This window comes from Paraburkholderia largidicola, assembly GCF_013426895.1.
GTDB lineage: Bacteria > Pseudomonadota > Gammaproteobacteria > Burkholderiales > Burkholderiaceae > Paraburkholderia > Paraburkholderia largidicola.
Genome location: NZ_AP023175.1, coordinates 1,976,017 through 1,993,021, shown reverse-complemented (window position 1 = coordinate 1,993,021; position 17,005 = coordinate 1,976,017). Strand labels below are relative to the sequence as shown.

Below are 17,005 nucleotides of genomic sequence, written 5' to 3'. Positions count from 1 at the left end.
GCCCAAGCGGCAAACTGTGTGTCGGCCCCTTGTGCTGCACACGCCTCACTTCGGCCCCATAGCACGCGCATACCTCCATGTAAGAGCGCCAACTTATACGACGCGACCACCTGCACACAGTTTGCCACCTGGGCGGCGCAAACCATTCGCTGCCGCTGGCCGAGGTATGGGTATTCGAAGCGGGTGAGGCGTTGATTCGAAGCGTTGGCAACGAGCATCAATGAGAGCACTGCCGTGTGAAGGGTGGGGACGTTGGGGGCCCGTGGATAAGAATACGTGCTGGCGGTGTTAGCCGCTTTCTTTTGCCTACTTTTCTTTGCGGCGGCAAAGAAAAGTAGGTGCCGCCCCGCACAGGGGCGACGCTAGCAGACCAATAACATCACGCGGATGCCAGCGCAAACACAGGCAAACCAAAACCTCTCAAACCCCCGCGCGCCCAGCGCCTAAAACTCCACATCAAGCTCATCGATCTCATCGACCTCCTGCTGCGCTTCAGCAATCCACTGCTGCATCTCAGGCAACGCAAGAATCCTCTGCCCATACGCAACGATATCCGGATCGAGCTGCACGTCATACGTGACAAAGCGTGTCACAACAGGCGCATACATCGCATCCGCAGCGCTGAGCTCGCCAAATAGATACGGCCCACCGTACTCCTCCAGACACTCACGCCAGATCGTGACAATCCGATCGATATCCGACTGCGCCCGCGCCCACACCTTGAACCCAGGAAAGTGCGCTTTCAGATTCATCGGCAACGCCGACCGCAACGACCCAAAGCCCGAATGCATCTCCCCGCAGATAGCACGGCAATGCGCACGCGCCTTACGATCCTTCGGCAACAGCCCAGCTTCAGGACGCACTTCATTCAGATACTCGGCGATAGCCAACGTATCCCACACCTTGATCCCATCATGCACGAGACACGGCACAAGAATCGACGGCGACAGCAATAGCAGTTCAGCCCGCGCAGCGGGATCATCCACCGGCATCACGATCTCATCGAACGCCAGGCCGCTGAACCTGGCCAGCAGCCAGCCGCGCAGCGACCACGAAGAATAGTTGTGGCTGCTGATCGTCAGCGTCGTACCGGCCATCGATTTCGACTCAGGCATATCTCGCTCCTCGAACGAACATCGCACAACGGTATGCGACCCGGGACGCACGATACTGTGCACACACGCACCAATTCGCGGCAGAACCGGCACCTTGCGCAAAGGCGCGCAAATGCTATGCCAACGCGTCCCCGCAGCAGCCCATTCCGCCGACGCGCACGTGCGGCCCCACTGGCATATGACTTGCCTCTCATTCCCTCACGTTCTCATTCTGCGAAAGCCATGAATCCGCTCGCTTATCCGGCGTACCAGGCGTTCGCCAACTTCATGCTGCCGTTGCGCCACGGCGCATCGCTCATGCAAGGCGCGCTCGACGCGTGGCCCGACTACGCCGCCACGCCATCCGGCCGGACGCTGCGCGCATCGGCCGAATTGGTCACGCTCGCCGGCCTCACGCATGTGCGCCCGCCGTTCGGTATCGATAGCGTCGAGGTCGAAGGGCAACCCGTCGAAGTGCTCGAAGAAGTCGCGCAGTCGACGCCCTTCTGCTCGCTGCTGCATTTCCGCAAGCAAGCCTCGTTCGACGTGCCGCAACCGCGCGTGCTGGTGATTGCGCCGATGTCGGGCCACTTCGCGACGCTGCTGCGCGGCACGGTCCGCACGATGCTCGCCGAACACGACGTCTACATTACCGACTGGCATAACCCGCGCGATGTGCCGCTTTCGGCGGGTCGCTTCGGTTTCGACGAGTTCGTGCAGCATGTGATCGACTTCACCGACACGATCGGCCAGGGCACGCATCTGCTCGCAGTCTGTCAGCCGACCGTTGCCGCACTCGCCGCCGTCGCGCTGATGGCCGCCGACGACCATCCCGCGCAGCCCGCCAGCATGACGCTGATGGCCGGCCCGATCGACACGCGCGTCAACCCGACGCGCGTCAACGAGCTGGCAAAGAGCAAACCGATCGAATGGTTCGAGCAGAATCTGATCAGCGCGGTGCCGTTCGGTTTTCAGGGCGCGTTCCGGCGCGTCTATCCGGGCTTCGTGCAACTGAACGCGTTCATGTCGATGAATCTCGAACGGCATCTGGAGTCGTTCGAAACGATGTATCACGAGCGCTCGAAGGGCAATCCGGAGAAGGCGGAAGCGATCCGCGTCTTCTACGAAGAATACTTCGCGACAATGGACCTGACGGCGGACTTCTACCTCGAAACCGTCGATACCGTGTTTCAGCGGCACGCGCTGCCGCTGCATGAACTGGAAGTGAGGGGACGGCGCGTCGAGCCGTCGAAGATCAGGCGCACCGCGCTTTTCACGGTGGAAGGCGAGCGCGACGATATCTGCGCCGTCGGGCAGACACTCGCGGCGCAGGATCTGTGCGAAAAGCTGCGGCCGTATCTGAAGACGCATCATGTGCAGACGGGCGTCGGGCACTATGGCGTGTTCAACGGGCAGCGCTGGGAGCGGCAGATTTACCCGCGCATCCGCGCCGTGATTCACGACAACGAGCCGCGCGCCGTGCCTGTGAGCACGCGCGGCGCGCAGTCGTCGCTGACGCTCGCGCCGGCAGCGGCGTCGAGCCCGACGACGCCGGCGGGCACGACGCCCGCCGCCACGGAAGCGGTCGACGTCGATCTGTCGTCCGACGAAGCCGCCACCGAATGAGTTTCGTGGCGGCTGTCGATACTCAGGGAATCAGGACGTCGGACGAATCATCTGGAACATCTCGCCGATCTGCGCGTAGTCGGCGCGATAACCCGCGCGCATGATCGGCTGCGCGGCGTGCGTGTCGAACAGGCCGTCCTTCAGATACGCGTTCTGGATGTGCACGCCGACCACCTGTCCGAGCGCGAGCCAGTTGTCCATCGGCTTGCCGCTCAGATCGTGCAACTGCACGATCTGCAGCAGCTTGCATTCGAGCGCGGCAGGCGATTCGCCGACATGCGGCACCGACACGTTGCGCCCCGCGACAGGCGTGAGCCCCGATAACTGAAACTCGTCGACGTCCGCCGCAACGGGCGCCGACGTGCGGTTCATCTGCTCGGCGAGCGGACGCGTCGCCAGATTCCAGACGAACTCGCGTGTCTCTTCGATATTGCGGATGCTGTCCTTACGGCCTTCGCTCGCGAATCCGATGATCGAAGGAAAGGTCGAAAATGCGCCGAAGAAGCTGTACGGAGCAAGATTCAGCTGGCCGCTCGCCGCGCGCGTCGAAACCCAGCCGATCAGGCGTGGCGCGACGATCGCCTTGAACGGGTCGTGAGGCAGGCCGTGGCCGCTGGCTGGATCGTAGAAATAGACGTTCGACATGATGTCGCTCTCGTTGTGATTGACCGTGCGTGCTGCTCAGTTCTTTCCGTTGCCCTGGATCACGCGCCTGCGTCCCGCCTTGACCTTCGCGGTCTGCGCGTCGTCCCAGTCGTAAAAGCCCGCGCCGCTGCGCACGCCGACGCGTCCCGCCTGCACGTGCTCGCGCAGCAGATCGAGCACGTCTTCATCTTTGGCGAGCGCGGGCATCAGATGCGTGCTGATATCGACGAAGGTATCGAGGCCGCCCATGTCCGCCCCTTCGAACGGCCCAACGATACCCCAGCGCTTGCCGAGCGACGACTTCATCACGCGGTCGACGACATCGGGCGTCGCCGCGCCCGAGCGCACGATGTTCAGCGCCTCGCGCAGCACCGCGAATTGCAGCCGGTTGCCGACGAAGCCCGGAATCGCTTTCGACAACACGACCGGCTCCATGCCGATGGCGTGCATCAACGCGACGGTCGTGTCGATTGCGTGCTGCGCCGTGTCGCTGCCAGGCACGACTTCGACGAGCGGGATCATATGCGGCGGATTCCAGAAATGGGCGATCAGAAAACGTTCCGGCGCGCGCAGCGGCGCGGTCAACTGATCGGGCGGGAAGCCGCTCGTGTTGCTGGCGAGGATCGCGTCCTCGCGCAGCACATCATTCAACTGTGCGTAGAGGCGGTGCTTCAGATCGAGCACTTCGGGAATCGCTTCGATCACGATATGCGCGTTGGCCATGGCGTCGAGCGAGGCGCTCGTTTCGATGCGCGACAGGGCGTCTTCTTTTGTCTTCCCGTCGATGCGGCCCGCGTCGATCAGTTCGTCGAGCACGGCTCGCGCTTTCGGCGCGACGCTTTCGAGCCGCGCCGGATCGACGTCATGGACGATCGTCCTGTGGCCGTGCAACGCACTTTGCGTCGCAATGCCGACGCCCATCAATCCCGTTCCCACCACGCCTACGACTGGCTTGCTCAAACCCATTCCCCGTTCTGTATGTGTTGTCCGTCGAAGCTCACAAGCATAGCGCAGCACACATTTTTTCGACGCCGGATGCGACAAGGCCGGCGCGCTCTTGCGAGCGGCCGGCCCTGGTCATCCGCGCCGCGCCGTATCAGGCGACGCGGTGGCTGCCGTCAGCCGATCAGTAGTAGCGCGCCGGCGGCGGGCGGTGGCCGTGATCGTGGTACGGGTCGCGGTCGTGCGGGTGATGACGCATCCAGTCGTCGTGCGCCCAGTAGCGGTGGCCGTCGTAGTAACGGTCGCCGTGCCAGCCGATGTTGACCTGCACGCCCACCGGCATCATGTGCGGTTGCGCATAAGCGGGCGGCGGCGTGTGCACCGGTGCGTATTGCGCGAAGGCGCTACCGGCGCCGAGCAGTGCGCCGCCAGCGATCAGCGCGGCGACGATCGTACGCGAAGTCTTCTTGATGGCATTCATGGCTATTCTCCCTTTCGAGTTTCGTTGCGAGCGATGGCTGGATCGACCGGGACGGTCTTGAGATTCGCCGTTCGCTTGAGACCCACTTTAGCGGCGCAGACCTTTCACAGACGTGAGGACTTGTAAGCGCACATTTCATAAGTAGCAGGCGACGAATACGGGTGCTCGCAGGGAATTGCCGTGTTTTCACAAGGCTGTATGCAGTTTGGCGATGCGCGATGTGTCTGCATCCCACAAACCGCTGTTACATTCATTTCGGCGTGGAAATAATCGGCGAGCGATTACGACGGTGCGCGCAACGACCGGGGGGCGCTTTTCATCTGCGCTGGTGGCTGTCCAGGGCCGAAAAAACAAAAGCCCGGCCAGGCCGGGCTTTTCAGTTTCGCCGCTTCTGGATGGCGGCGAGATGCGCAGTACAACGTCTTCTTGATGTTGGACGTCTTGCCGATTAGTCGGTCAGACGGATGCCGAACAAGGTTGATTGCGACTTGCGAACACGCTCCGCTTCGCGGTGACGTGCTTCGTACGAATAATCCGAATCCAGAGGCAAGTGGGGCGACGCGAAGAGGTCGCTAACCTTTTGGAACAACGCGAAAAGATAGTTCATGGCGACTCCCGGTTGGTTGGTGATTCAGGGTTTTCCCTTACCAAGAAGTATAGGGTTTTCCCTAGCCGAAAGCTAGTGCAATGCAGCATTTTTTCGGTGTGGTCATTCGCCGCAGGGACTTTCTGGCGATATTGCGACGCAACACGTCCGTAGCATGCGGCTTCCAGACCCGCCCCTGTTTTTGGCAAGGCTGATGTGCGGATGCAACGGTGTCGCAGCGGGCTGTTCGTGGCGCGCCCCGTGACAGACAGTTAGTTGCGCGCTGTTTCAGCTGTTGGGCGAGCGGCGGCGCTAGGGGCGCCGGCTTTAGGGCTGGAAATGGAGAAACCCCGTGGCGTGGCTCCGCACGCGACGGGTTCAGAGCTTAGTGAGTGTGCGCTGACTTGCGCTTCTGAACGTGCTGCGCGTGCGCCATGTGCGTTTCGGCCGCCTTCGTTGCCGTCGGCGCGGTGGGTGCCGGCGTTGCGGGCGCCGCCGGAGCCTGGACGCTGACAGGAAGGCTCGTGGTCGACGAATCAGTGTCGAGCAGCGTCGCCAGCGTGGCCTGCTGGTTCAGCATCATCTGCTCGATGCGCTGTTCGTGCGCGGTCGACTGGTGTGAGAGGCGGAACAGCAACAGCGTCTGCGCAATACCGATCGCGATCGTCATCAGCAATGCGCAGACGACGATCGTCAGCATCCACTTCATGCGCCGCGTGTGGTCGTCGGCGGCGCGGCGCTGGTCGGCGATCACGCCGTACAGCGCATCGACCGTATCGGCGAACGCGGTTGCGCGCGCGTGATCCAGTTCGGGCGTGGCGCGGGGCGAGTACGTCGCGGTCGGCATAGGCGTCGGCGGAACGTACGACGCGGGCTGCGCGTTCGAGGCCGCAGCGCTCGCGCCATGCGTAGACGACGCTTCGGATGAAACCGCCGGTGCCGTTTTGCTATCTGGGTTCGCGGAGCGCTGGGCCAAACCGTCAGTCACAGGCGAACTCGCGCTTTCGGTATCGGCGGCAGCGTCGGCGTTTGAGGCCGGCGGGATCTGGCGCAACGCCGCGACGCTACGCACGACGCTCGCCGCCGCCAGCGACGCAGCCTGCGTCGGCGCTTCCGGAGCCGGTTTCGTGGCCACCGGCGCAACTTCGCCGTCGTCGACGGAAGCGCGCAGCGCTTGTCCTTCAGCGAGATTTTCGGGGATAACCGACTCCGCCACGCCCACTTCCGTATCGATCACCATCTGCCCGTCATGTGGATCGGCTGCGGCAGCAAGATCCTTCGACGACGCCGCGCCCCGTGCCCCGCGCGCTGCAGCCTTCCCTTCCGCCGAACCCGCCGCAAAGCCCACGCCATCCGGCGCTCCGGCGGCCGCCAGCACGACATCGGGCAATTCGAAGCCCTGCAGCGTGCCTTGCCGCACGTCGATACTCATCGCCTGCTGCTCGGCGCGCGCGGTGTCGTCGGGGAAGAGGTCGAGCGTGCCGCCGTCGCGTGCGGCATCGCTCAGTTGCGCGAGACGCTGCGCGGAGCGTGCCGCGCGCGCAAGCTTGTTTTCGGTTTCTGGAGAGACAGTGGACGTGCGCCGATTCTGCGAACGGGCGCGCGCCGGGCGGGAAATCGTGGATTCTGCGGAATCTGCCATGTAGGAAAAGCGGGAGGGCAGCGTTCGTCGCCGTTCAAGGCGCCCGACACCGCTGCCGTCGGTATTTTTCTAGAGCCCGCATTGTCTCATGCAAAGAGGGCCACAGAAGTGGATCGCAGGCTTTTTGCGACGCCATTTCACGCGATGGCCTCACACTGCGGCGTCCATCGACAGACGATCACAGGTAGATCCCGTTTACGCCGGCTCGCCATTGTCCCGAAACTCCTTCACGCCCTGGATCGCGCGCAACTGGCCGCAGATCGCCGTATATTCCGTCGACGACACGCGGTGCAGCGTGATCGTCACTTCGTCCATCTGCGGATCGTCGTCGCTCTGCTGCATGATGAACTGCTTGACGCGCGGGCTCGCCGGGCCGAGCGCCTCGTGCAGCGTATGAAACGTCATCGAGCCGCGCTCGACCAGCATTGACAACTGGCGGCGCTGCTTGACCGTGATGAAGCGCTTCTCGATCGGTTTGATCCCGGCCAGGATGATCAGAATGATGATCGTCGCCGCGATCGACGCCGTGTACAATCCGCCGCCGACGGCCAGCCCGATCGCGGCGACGGACCACAGGCTCGCCGCCGTCGTCAGGCCGCGGATGATCTCGCCGCGCAGCAGGATGGACCCGGCGCCGAGAAAGCCGATGCCGGATACGACCTGCGCCGCGATCCGCGACGGGTCGAGCACGATGTGCTGGTTGCCGAGCACATCCGCGAAGCCGAACGCCGAGACGATCATGATGAGCGTCGAGCCGACGCACACGAGCATATGTGTGCGCAGCCCCGCCGCCCACGAAAGCCGCTCGCGTTCGAAGCCGATCACGCTGCCGAGTGCTGCCGCGAGCACGAGGCGGGAAATGAGTTCGAAATTGCCGATCATATTGTTCTCCTTGTGATGTCGCCGGTTGCCTTTGTCTTTACCCGCGCCTTTGCCGTTGTCTTACGGCGCCTGCGCCCCGCTGCCCGGCGCGCGCCGTTTGCCTTATGCTGGAACACCGGCGCGTACGCCTCTTATTCCTTTCTCGACTTTCCGCACCATGAATGCAACTGCATCGACGCCTGAGCTCGCAGCCGCGCTGCGCGAGCATTTCGCGCACGTCATCCTGCCGATCTGGCGAGGACCGGGTTTCAACGCCGCGCTCGGGCTACCGTACGAAGCCGTCGCCGCCGACGGCCGCACCCCGCTGCCCGTCACCCGCTACCGCGCGATGGCGTGCGCGCGGCAGATGTTCGTGTTCGCGCTGGCAGGCGAGATGCAGCATGCACAACGCCTGTTCGAGTCGCTGACCCATATCTTTCAGGACAGCAAGCATGGCGGATGGTTCTATAGTGTGGACGCACAAGGCGTGCCGCTCGACACCACCAAGGACCTGTACACGCATGCGTTCGTCGTGTTCGCCTGCGCGGAATATGGCGCGCGTTCGGGCAACCGCGATGCGCTGGACATCGTGCATCGCGCGTCATCGCTGATCGAGGACCGCTTCGCTGCCCGTGATGGCCTGCTGCACGCCGCGCTCGACGCCGGGTTCTCGGCCACGGACGGCATGCCGCTGCAGAACCCGCTGATGCATTTGACGGAGGCATGGCTCGCGGCGCGCGCCGCCACCCAGGATGCTGCGTTCGATACGTCGCTCGCGAAGCTCGGTAACGCGATTGCGCGTACTTTCGTGCATCAGCCGACGGGGTGCATCGCTGAATTGCCGGTGGGTAGTGCGGACAACCGGCTCGAGCCGGGGCATCAGTTCGAATGGTTCTGGCTCGTGCGGCAGGCAGGCGATGTGCTCGCCGGTTCGGGTTTGCGAGAGGCGCTTGCGCGGGCGTTTATGTTCGCGCACGAACGCGGCGTCGATGCAGCGACGGGCGGCGTGCATGCGGCGCTCGACGAAGCGGGTGGCGTCAAGGATTCGACGCAGCGGATCTGGGCGCAGACGGAGTATTTGCGTGCGCTTGCCGTGCATGACGATGCAGGTGTGAGGGCGGCGTTGCCGCGGCAGATCGAACGGTTCCGGCCGCGGTTTTTGAATGCGTGTGGATGGGTGGAGTGCAAGACGCAAGCGGGTGAGGTGTCGCGGGCGGAGATGCCTTCGACGACGCCATATCATTTGGCTACTGCGTATGCGGCGTTGCCCGGGGTTTGATGTTTTTGTTTTTGTTTTTGTTTTTGCCTTGGCGGCGCGGGATGGTTTGGTTTGCATGGGTTTTCGCTGGCATCCGCGTGATGTTATTGGTTCGCATGCGTTGCCCCTGTGCGGGGCGGCACCTACTTGTGTGTTGGCTGCGACGCTGGGGTTGCTTGCCTGTGGTTTCGCTGGCATCCGCGTGATGTCTTTGGTCTGCTAGCGTTGCCCCTGTGCCGGGCGATACCTACTTGTGGGTTGTCTGCGACGCTGGGGTTGCTTGCCTGTGTTTTCGCTGGCATCCGCGTGATGTTATTGGTTCGCATGCGTTGCCCCTGTGCGGGGCGGCACCTACTTGCGGGTTGTCTGCGACGCTGGGGTTGCTTGCCTGTGTTTTCGCTGGCATCCGCGTGATGTCTTTGGTCTGCTAGCGTTGCCCCTGTGCGGGGCGGCACCTACTTTTCTTTGCCGCCGCAAAGAAAAGTAGGCAAAAGAAAGCGGCTCACACCGCCAGCCCGTGTTCCTATCCACGGGCCCCCAACGTCCCCACACTTCACACGGCAGTGCTCTCGTTGATGCTCGTTGCCAACGCTTCGAATCAACGCCTCACCCGCTTCGAATTCCCGTACCCGGGCCAGCGGCAGCGAATGGTTTGCGCCGCCCAGGTGGCAAACTGTGTGTAGGTTGTCGCGTCGTATAGCTCGGCGCTCTTACATGGAGGTATGCGCGTGCTATGGGTCCGAAGTGAGGCGTGTGCAGCACAAGGGGCCTACACACAGTTTGCCACCTGGGCGGCGGTGGAATAGCTGGTACGGCGTGCTGTAGTGCGGGAGCGTGAAGCGGGTGAGGCGCACCGCAAGCGCGCTGGCAACGAACGTGGGTCACGTGGTTGCCGTCTGAAGCGTAAGACCCTATGGGGGCCCTCAGGCAAATACTAGAACTGGCGGTGTGAGCCGCTTTCTTTTGCCTACTTTTCTTTGCGGCGGCAAAGAAAAGTAGGTGCCGCCCCGCACAGGGGCAACGCTAGCGAACCAATAACATCACGCGGATGCCAACGCAAAGGCAAACCGCGGATGCCAACGAAAGCCCGAGCAAACCAAACCGCCCGCGCAGCAAAAAGCGTTCACGCAACAGCATGCCCGCCGAGCATCGGCGCCACCATCCCCTCCCGCATGCGGTGCGAATTCAAAACCACATCAGAAATCTCAAACGCCGCCACGGCATCCTTCATCTGCCGCGTCTGCTGATGCAACGACGAAGCCGCAGCCGCAGCCTCCTCCACGAGCGCCGCGTTCTGCTGCGTCATCTCATCCATCTGCACGACAGCCTGATTGACCTGCTCGATACCCGTGCTCTGCTCCAGCGACGAAGCGCTGATCTCAGCCATCATCTGCGTGACACGCGAGATCGAATCCGACACGTTGCGCATCGCTTCGCCCGCGCGCTCGACCAACTCCGAGCCACCCTGAATCTCCGCGACCGACTCGCTGATCAGCTCCTTGATTTCCTTCGCCGACTGCGCACTGCGCTGCGCAAGACCGCGCACTTCCCCCGCGACGACGGCAAAACCGCGCCCCTGCTCGCCCGCGCGCGCCGCCTCGACGGCCGCGTTCAACGCGAGAATGTTGGTCTGGAACGCGATCCCGTCGATCACCGTGATGATCTCCGCAATACGATCCGAGCTTTGCGCGATGCCGTGCATCTTCGTGACGACCTGATTGACGACATTGCTGCCATGCGAGGTCGCATCGAGTGCGGTCTCCGCGAGCGCATTCGCTTCACGCGCATGATCGGCGTTCTGGCGCACCGTCGCCGTCAGTTCCTCCATGCTCGACGCCGTCTCTTCGAGCGACGCAGCCTGATTCTCCGTGCGCGCCGACAGATCGGCATTGCCCGTGGCGATTTCGTCGGCGCCGATGTAGATCGAATCGGCGGCTTCACGCACGGTCTTCACCGTGCGCGCGACGCTCGCCTGCATCACCGACAGACCCGAAAACAGACGGCCGATTTCGTTCGTGCCGCGCGCTTCGATCGGCTGGTTCAGGCGGCCTTGCGCGATGCGCTCGAAGTGCCGGCCCGCTTCTTCCAGCGGACCCACGACGCCGCGCCGCAGCGCCACGTATACGCCCACCGTGCCGGCCAGCAGCAACGCGAGAATCACCAGACCAACCGAGCGGAACAGCATCTGACGTTCGTCGATCGAATCCATCGATGCGCGGCCCGTCGCGTCGCCGAATTGCGTGAAGTTGTGCAACTCGGTCAGATACGCGTCCTGCATGCCTTGGGTCGGCTGGTCGAGGAACGCCTGAATGTTGCCCGCGTCGAGATATTGCGCGAGTTCGCCGAGCGCGGTGTGGATCTTCTGGTACTTCTCATTGAGCGCGGCGGCGCGCGCGTTGTTTTCGTCGTTGAGTTTGGGGGCGTTCATGAAAACCGTGAACGAGCGGTCCGCGGCGGCCAGTTGCTCGCGCGCGTGCTGAACGATCTCGGTCGGCTCCGCGCCGCCGCGCACCATCCGCGTGCCGGCGCGCGACAGGTTGATGCGCGCGTCCATCAGATGCTGGGTCGTCTCATTGACGGCATTCACCTGATGCAGCGCGACGTTGGCGAGATCGTTGACGTCGTCGTGCGTACGGGTCATCGACCAGAAACCGAGCCCCTCCGTCACCAGCTGGAAAATACAGAAAGCGGCCAGAACGCATAACAAGCCTGAAGCGACTTTGATCTTGCTGAACATCGAAACACCTGAATTGCTGAGAAGGACGGGAGTGCATCCGGGTTTACGGCAATGTCAGGCGATGCCTTGAGTGCTCTCGGCAAATTTCCTCGTGCGTGAGTATTTCGGAAGCTTACGCGCCGCGTTTACGTCGATTTACACAATAATTGCCGCGCAATTCATCGAATTACCTTGACGCGCTGCATTCGCGCTTCCTAGAGTTGGGACATCGCTACGCGGGTTATGCCCGAAGGAACGACGATGACAGATCTACTCGATCGGGCGCGTGGCGCACTGCACGCCCAGCCATTCAGCGTGCTGCTCGGCACCGAGCTGATGTATGTCGGCGCGAACGAGCTGACGTTGTGTCTGCCGATACGCGACGAGTTGCGGCAACAGCATGGTTTCGTGCACGGCGGCGTGATCAGTTATCTCGTCGATAACGCGCTGACTTTTGCCGGCGCGCTGGCGCTTGGGCCTCGGGTTGTGACGGGTGAGTACAAGATCAACTATCTGCGGCCCGCGATGACGGGTGTGCTGATGGCGCGGGCGGAAGTGGTGTATGTGGGGCGGCAGCAGGCCACCTGCCAGTGCAGTGTGTTCGTCACCGATGGGGATAAGGAAAGGCTCGTCGCTGTCGCGCAGGGGACGATCAACCGAATCGGGGATGGGACGGAGGCTGGCGCTCCGTATGATGGGGATCGGCATATGCGGGAGTGATTTTTTTTTCGTCTGCGACGCTGGTCGGGGGTTTTGCTTTTTTGTTGGTTTTTGTTTGGTGTTTTGGACTTTGCGCTGGCATCCGCGTTTTGCTTCTGGTTTGCAAGCGTTGCCCCTGTGCGGGGCGGCACCTACTTTTCTTTGCCGCCGCAAAGAAAAGTAGGCAAAAGAAAGCGGCTAACACCGCCAGCACGTATTCTTATCCACGGGCCCCCAACGTCCCCACCCTTCACACGGCAGTGCTCTCATTGATGCTCGTTGCCAACGCTTCGAATCAACGCCTCACCCGCTTCGAATACCCATACCTCGGCCAGCGGCAGCGAATGGTTTGCGCCGCCCAGGTGGCAAACTGTGTGCAGGTGGTCGCGTCGTATAAGTTGGCGCTCTTACATGGAGGTATGCGCGTGCTATGGGGCCGAAGTGAGGCGTGTGCAGCACAAGGGGCCGACACACAGTTTGCCGCTTGGGCGGCGGGGGACTGTCTGGCACGGCATGCAGTAGTGCGAGAGTGTGAAGCGGGTGAGGCGCACCGCAAGCGCGCTGGCAACGAACGTGGGTCACGTAGTTGCCGTGTGAAGTGTAAGAACCTGTGGGGGCCCTCAGGCAAACACAAGCACTGGCGGTGTGAGCCGCTTTCTTTTGCCTACTTTTCTTTGCGGCGGCAAAGAAAAGTAGGTGCCGCCCCGCACAGGGGCAACGCTTGCGAACCAATAACATCACGCGGATGCCAGCGAAAACCCCAAAAACAAAACCACCCCACCAGCGTCGCAGACAAAAAAATCACTCCGCCGCGTATGTCCTCTGCTCCTGCTCCCCGAGCCCTTCAATCCCGAGCTTCACAGTCTGCCCCGGCTTCAAATAAACAGCCTCGGGCTTCACGCCCATCCCCACTCCTGGCGGCGTGCCAGTAGAAATCACATCCCCGGGCTGCAAGCTCATACACTGCGACAAATAAGAAACAAGCTTCGCGACACCAAACACCATGGTCTTCGTGCTGCCGTTCTGATACCGGTGCCCATCCACCTCGAGCCACAGCTTCAGATTCTGCGGATCCGCAACCTCATCACGCGTGACGACCCACGGCCCGATCGGCCCAAACGTATCGAACCCCTTGCCCTTGTCCCATTGCCCAGCGCGCTCGATCTGCCACTCACGCTCGGACACGTCATTGATCACGCAATAACCCGCCACATAGTCGAGCGCATTCGCTTCGTCGACATACTTCGCTTCCTTGCCGATCACGACGCCCAGTTCCACTTCCCAGTCGGTCTTCTTCGAGCCACGCGGAATTTCAATCCCGTCGTTCGGCCCGACGATCGCGCTCGTCCACTTGTTGAAAACAACCGGCTCGCTCGGCACGGGCAGATTCGACTCGGCAGCGTGGTCCGCATAATTCAGCCCAATACACACGAACTTGCCGATCTTGCCCACACACGGCCCGATGCGCGGATTGCCTTCGACAACCGGCAGCGACGCCGGATCGATCGCACGCAGTTTCGCAAGCGAAGCATCCGTCAACGTGCTGCCGTCGATGTCGCCGACCACTTTCGACAGATCGCGAATCTTGCCTTGCGCATCCAGCAAGCCCGGCTTTTCCTGGCCCTTCGGTCCATAACGAAGCAGTTTCATCGCTGCAGTTTCCTCTGTTCAGTGATTCCGTGGTTCATAAACGTGTTCAGCGCTTCACGCTCGCGCTGCGTGGCTCAGTTCGACCAGCCGCCGTCGATCACATGCGCCTGGCCCGTCGTGAACCCCGATTCGTCCGACGCCAGATACAACGCCAGCGCCGCAATCTCCTCCGGCTTGCCGACACGCCCCATCGGCTGACGCGCGACGAACGCGGCGTGCACCGCTTCGACTGTCGCGCCCTGCGCCTTCGCCTGCTCGGCGATCCGTTGCTCGAGCGAAGGCGAGTGTACCGTGCCCGGGCAGATCGCGTTACAGCGTACACCGCGCGTCACGAAATCCGCCGCGATGGCCTTGGTCAGACCGATGACGGCCGCTTTCGATGCGCCATACACGAAGCGGTTCGGCACGCCCTTGATGCTCGACGCCGCCGACGACATGTTGATGATCGATCCGCCGCCCTTCTCCAGCATCGCCGGCAAAAACGCGCGGATCATCCGGTACATCGCCTTCGCGTTCAGATCGAAGGCGAAGTCCCAGTCTTCTTCGCTCGCTTCGAGAATCGAGCCTGCGTGCACGTAGCCCGCGCAATTGAACAGCACATCGATGGGACCGAGTTCCTGCGCAAGCGCCTTGATTGCCGCGCCATCTAGCACATCGAGCTGGCGCGCTTCGACGGGCTTGTCCTTGAGCGCGTCGATGCGGATATCGGTGGCGATGACGCGCGCGCCTTCACGCGCGAAAAGCTCGGCCGTCGCAAGTCCGATACCCTGTCCCGCTGCTGTGATCAAGGCCGTCTTGCCGGCCAGTCTTTGTACCATTTAAGGCTCCCGTTGGATTGGCGTTTGAGTCATACCGGGTATTGCAACGGCTGCTCACCGGCACGAATGTGAAATTCCCGTTGAACCGTCACAGCCGGTAGAACGCTGCCGCATTGGCGCCGAACACCGCATCGCGTTCGGCATCGGATATCGACGCGAGCAACTCCGTCGCAATCGAATGCCACAGCAGGTAGTCGCCGTTCAGGTTCAGCACCGGCCAGTCACTGCCCCACATCAGGCGTTTCGGCCCGAACGCGCCAAGCAGATGATCGACGTATGGACGTAGCGTCGCTTCCGTCCAGCCTTGCGCGGCTTCCGTCGCGAGGCCGGACAGCTTGCAATGCACATGCGGAAATTGCGCGAACCGCGTAATGCCCTCGGCCCATGCATGCCAGCCCGCGCTGCCGTCGCGGATCGGCGGCTTCGCGCCGTGATCGATCACGACGCGCAGTTGCGGAAAGCGCTGGATGAACGTTTCCAATGCATCGACGTGACGCGTGAAGATCAATGCGTCGAACGCGAGGTCGTGGGCGATCAACGCATCGACGGCGGGTTTTAGCGCGGGGTTGGCAATCCAGTTGTCGTCGGGCAGGTCTTGCAGCATCGGTCGCACGCCCTTGAATTTCGGATCGCGCGCGAGTTCGGCGATCAATGCGGGCGCGTCGGCATCGAGCATCGGCACCCAGCCGACAACGCCCGCAATCGACGCTTCATCGCGCGCAAGATCGAGCAGATAACGCGTCTCATCGACGGTCGGCGCGGCCTGCACGACGACCGTGCGCGACACGCCCGCGCGTTCGCGCAGCGGCGCGAGATCGTCAGGACCGAACGTGCGATAAAGCGGCGCGAGATCGGGCGTCAGCCAGCCGTAGTCGCCGCGCTCGGGGTTCCAGTAATGCTGGTGTGCGTCGATTTGCATGATGTGGTCGAACCGCTAGTCCTTCGGCACGGGCGCGCGTGGATCGAGCAACCCTTTGTCGCGCAGCGCCTGCCAGAGTTCAGCGGGAATCGGCTTGTCGAACGAAGCCACATTCTCGCGCAGTTCGCCCGCGTTGCGGGCGCCCGTCAGCACGGTGGCGACGGCAGGATGCGCATACGGAAACTGCAACGCGGCGGCAGCCAGTGGCACGCCGTGAACCTTGCACACGGCTTCCAGACGCGCGACGCGCTCGATCACTTCTTTCGGCGCCTCGCCATAGTTGAACTTCAGATCGCCTTCGACGCCGCGTGCGAGTATCCCCGAATTGAACGCGCCGCCCAACAGAATGCTGACGTTGCGCTTTTCGCATTCGGGCAGCAGGTCGTCGAGCGTCGCCTGTTCGAGCAGCGTGTAGCGGCCTGCGAGCAACGCACAATCGATATCGAAGTCGCGCATCGCATCGAGGATCGCCGCGCCTTCGTTGACGCCGAGACCGACCGCTTTCACGACGCCTTGCGAACGCAGATGGTCGAGCGCGCGGAAGCCGCCGCCCTGCGTGAGTTGCTGCCAGTAGTGCGCGTTGCGCTCGCCATGCGTGACGACGCCGATATCGTGCACGAGCAGAATGTCGATATCGACGATACCCATGCGCTGCTGGCTGTCTTCGAACGAACGCAGAATACCGTCGTGCGTGTAGTCGTAGATCGCTTCGAAGGGCAGCGGGTTTTGCCAGCCCTCGCTGCCGTCATACGGATTCTTGCGCGGCACGAAGTGACGGCCAACCTTCGTCGACAGCACGAACTCATTGCGCGGATAGCGCCGCAGCGCGTCGCCCAGGCGATGCTCGGCCTTCGTGTGTCCATAGTGCGGCGCGGTGTCGAAGAAGCGCACACCCGCGTCCCACGCGGCCTGAACCGCGCCGAAAGCTTCTTCATCCGTCAGGTCGCGATACAGTCCGCCAAGCGGCGCAGTGCCCAGCCCCAGACCCGTGACTTCGAGCGCGCGTCCGCCGATGCTGCGCCGCTTGCGCACGTTTGAACCCGCCGCGTCCGTCATCGTCTCGCTCTC

15 protein-coding genes are annotated in these 17,005 nt (G+C 62.6%); 3 read left to right on the top strand and 12 right to left on the bottom strand.

All coding sequences use genetic code 11. The features are described from left to right. Positions 1-443: 443 nt before the first annotated feature. On the bottom strand, positions 444-1,097 hold the full coding sequence (locus PPGU16_RS25605; protein WP_180725210.1) for a glutathione S-transferase family protein: 654 nt from the start codon (positions 1,095-1,097) through the stop codon (positions 444-446). 240 nt (positions 1,098-1,337) lie between these two features. Here PPGU16_RS25605 and PPGU16_RS25600 point away from each other — a divergent pair, with 240 nt between their 5' ends. Next, positions 1,338-2,720 (top strand): polyhydroxyalkanoate depolymerase, encoded by a 1,383-nt coding sequence (locus tag PPGU16_RS25600; RefSeq protein WP_180723192.1) that lies wholly within the window; start codon positions 1,338-1,340, stop codon positions 2,718-2,720. A gap of 30 nt (positions 2,721-2,750) precedes the next feature. On the opposite strand, the gene PPGU16_RS25595 is transcribed toward PPGU16_RS25600, so the two are convergent. The 6 genes from PPGU16_RS25595 to PPGU16_RS25570 all read right to left on the bottom strand — a co-directional run bounded on the left by PPGU16_RS25595 (position 2,751) and on the right by PPGU16_RS25570 (position 7,898). Beyond that, entirely contained in the window at positions 2,751-3,365 is a 615-nt protein-coding gene (locus PPGU16_RS25595; protein ID WP_180723191.1) for a flavin reductase family protein, read from the bottom strand. A 36-nt stretch (positions 3,366-3,401) separates the two neighbouring features. Continuing rightward, a complete protein-coding gene (locus tag PPGU16_RS25590; RefSeq protein ID WP_180723190.1) occupies positions 3,402-4,331 on the bottom strand; it encodes a 3-hydroxyacyl-CoA dehydrogenase family protein in 930 nt (309 codons plus the stop codon). 160 nt (positions 4,332-4,491) lie between these two features. Continuing rightward, positions 4,492-4,788, bottom strand: a complete 297-nt coding sequence (locus tag PPGU16_RS25585; protein ID WP_180723189.1) for a hypothetical protein — start codon at positions 4,786-4,788, stop codon at positions 4,492-4,494. Positions 4,789-5,236: 448 nt separating this feature from the next. Further along, entirely contained in the window at positions 5,237-5,395 is a 159-nt protein-coding gene (locus PPGU16_RS25580; RefSeq protein ID WP_012403599.1) for a hypothetical protein, read from the bottom strand. A gap of 364 nt (positions 5,396-5,759) precedes the next feature. Next, positions 5,760-7,016 carry a hypothetical protein gene (locus tag PPGU16_RS25575; RefSeq protein ID WP_180723188.1) on the bottom strand — a complete coding sequence of 419 codons (1,257 nt, stop codon included), beginning with the start codon at positions 7,014-7,016 and terminating at the stop codon, positions 5,760-5,762. Between the two features lie 195 nt (positions 7,017-7,211). Next, complete coding sequence (locus PPGU16_RS25570) at positions 7,212-7,898, bottom strand: MgtC/SapB family protein (RefSeq protein WP_180723187.1); 687 nt, start codon at positions 7,896-7,898, stop codon at positions 7,212-7,214. Between the two features lie 157 nt (positions 7,899-8,055). Here PPGU16_RS25570 and PPGU16_RS25565 point away from each other — a divergent pair, with 157 nt between their 5' ends. After that, positions 8,056-9,156 carry an AGE family epimerase/isomerase gene (locus PPGU16_RS25565; protein ID WP_180723186.1) on the top strand — a complete coding sequence of 367 codons (1,101 nt, stop codon included), beginning with the start codon at positions 8,056-8,058 and terminating at the stop codon, positions 9,154-9,156. A 1,102-nt stretch (positions 9,157-10,258) separates the two neighbouring features. Here the strand turns inward: PPGU16_RS25565 and PPGU16_RS25560 are convergent. Then, positions 10,259-11,872: a methyl-accepting chemotaxis protein gene (locus PPGU16_RS25560; RefSeq protein WP_180723185.1), complete on the bottom strand. Its 1,614-nt coding sequence runs from the start codon at positions 11,870-11,872 to the stop codon at positions 10,259-10,261. A gap of 240 nt (positions 11,873-12,112) precedes the next feature. On the opposite strand from PPGU16_RS25560, the gene PPGU16_RS25555 reads away from it, so the two are divergent. Further along, the gene (locus tag PPGU16_RS25555; RefSeq protein ID WP_180723184.1) at positions 12,113-12,571 is read left to right on the top strand and encodes a PaaI family thioesterase; all 459 of its coding nucleotides are present in this window, start codon (positions 12,113-12,115) and stop codon (positions 12,569-12,571) included. 780 nt (positions 12,572-13,351) lie between these two features. Here the strand turns inward: PPGU16_RS25555 and PPGU16_RS25550 are convergent. The 4 genes from PPGU16_RS25550 to PPGU16_RS25535 all read right to left on the bottom strand — a co-directional run bounded on the left by PPGU16_RS25550 (position 13,352) and on the right by PPGU16_RS25535 (position 16,993). Then, positions 13,352-14,200: an ureidoglycolate lyase gene (locus PPGU16_RS25550; RefSeq protein ID WP_180723183.1), complete on the bottom strand. Its 849-nt coding sequence runs from the start codon at positions 14,198-14,200 to the stop codon at positions 13,352-13,354. Positions 14,201-14,274: 74 nt separating this feature from the next. Then, positions 14,275-15,018, bottom strand: coding sequence for an SDR family oxidoreductase (locus PPGU16_RS25545; RefSeq protein WP_007746083.1), 744 nt, complete (start codon positions 15,016-15,018; stop codon positions 14,275-14,277). A gap of 88 nt (positions 15,019-15,106) precedes the next feature. Continuing rightward, positions 15,107-15,937 (bottom strand): amidohydrolase family protein, encoded by an 831-nt coding sequence (locus tag PPGU16_RS25540; RefSeq protein ID WP_180723182.1) that lies wholly within the window; start codon positions 15,935-15,937, stop codon positions 15,107-15,109. Positions 15,938-15,952: 15 nt separating this feature from the next. Next, positions 15,953-16,993: an aldo/keto reductase gene (locus PPGU16_RS25535; RefSeq protein WP_180725209.1), complete on the bottom strand. Its 1,041-nt coding sequence runs from the start codon at positions 16,991-16,993 to the stop codon at positions 15,953-15,955. Positions 16,994-17,005: the final 12 nt, after the last annotated feature.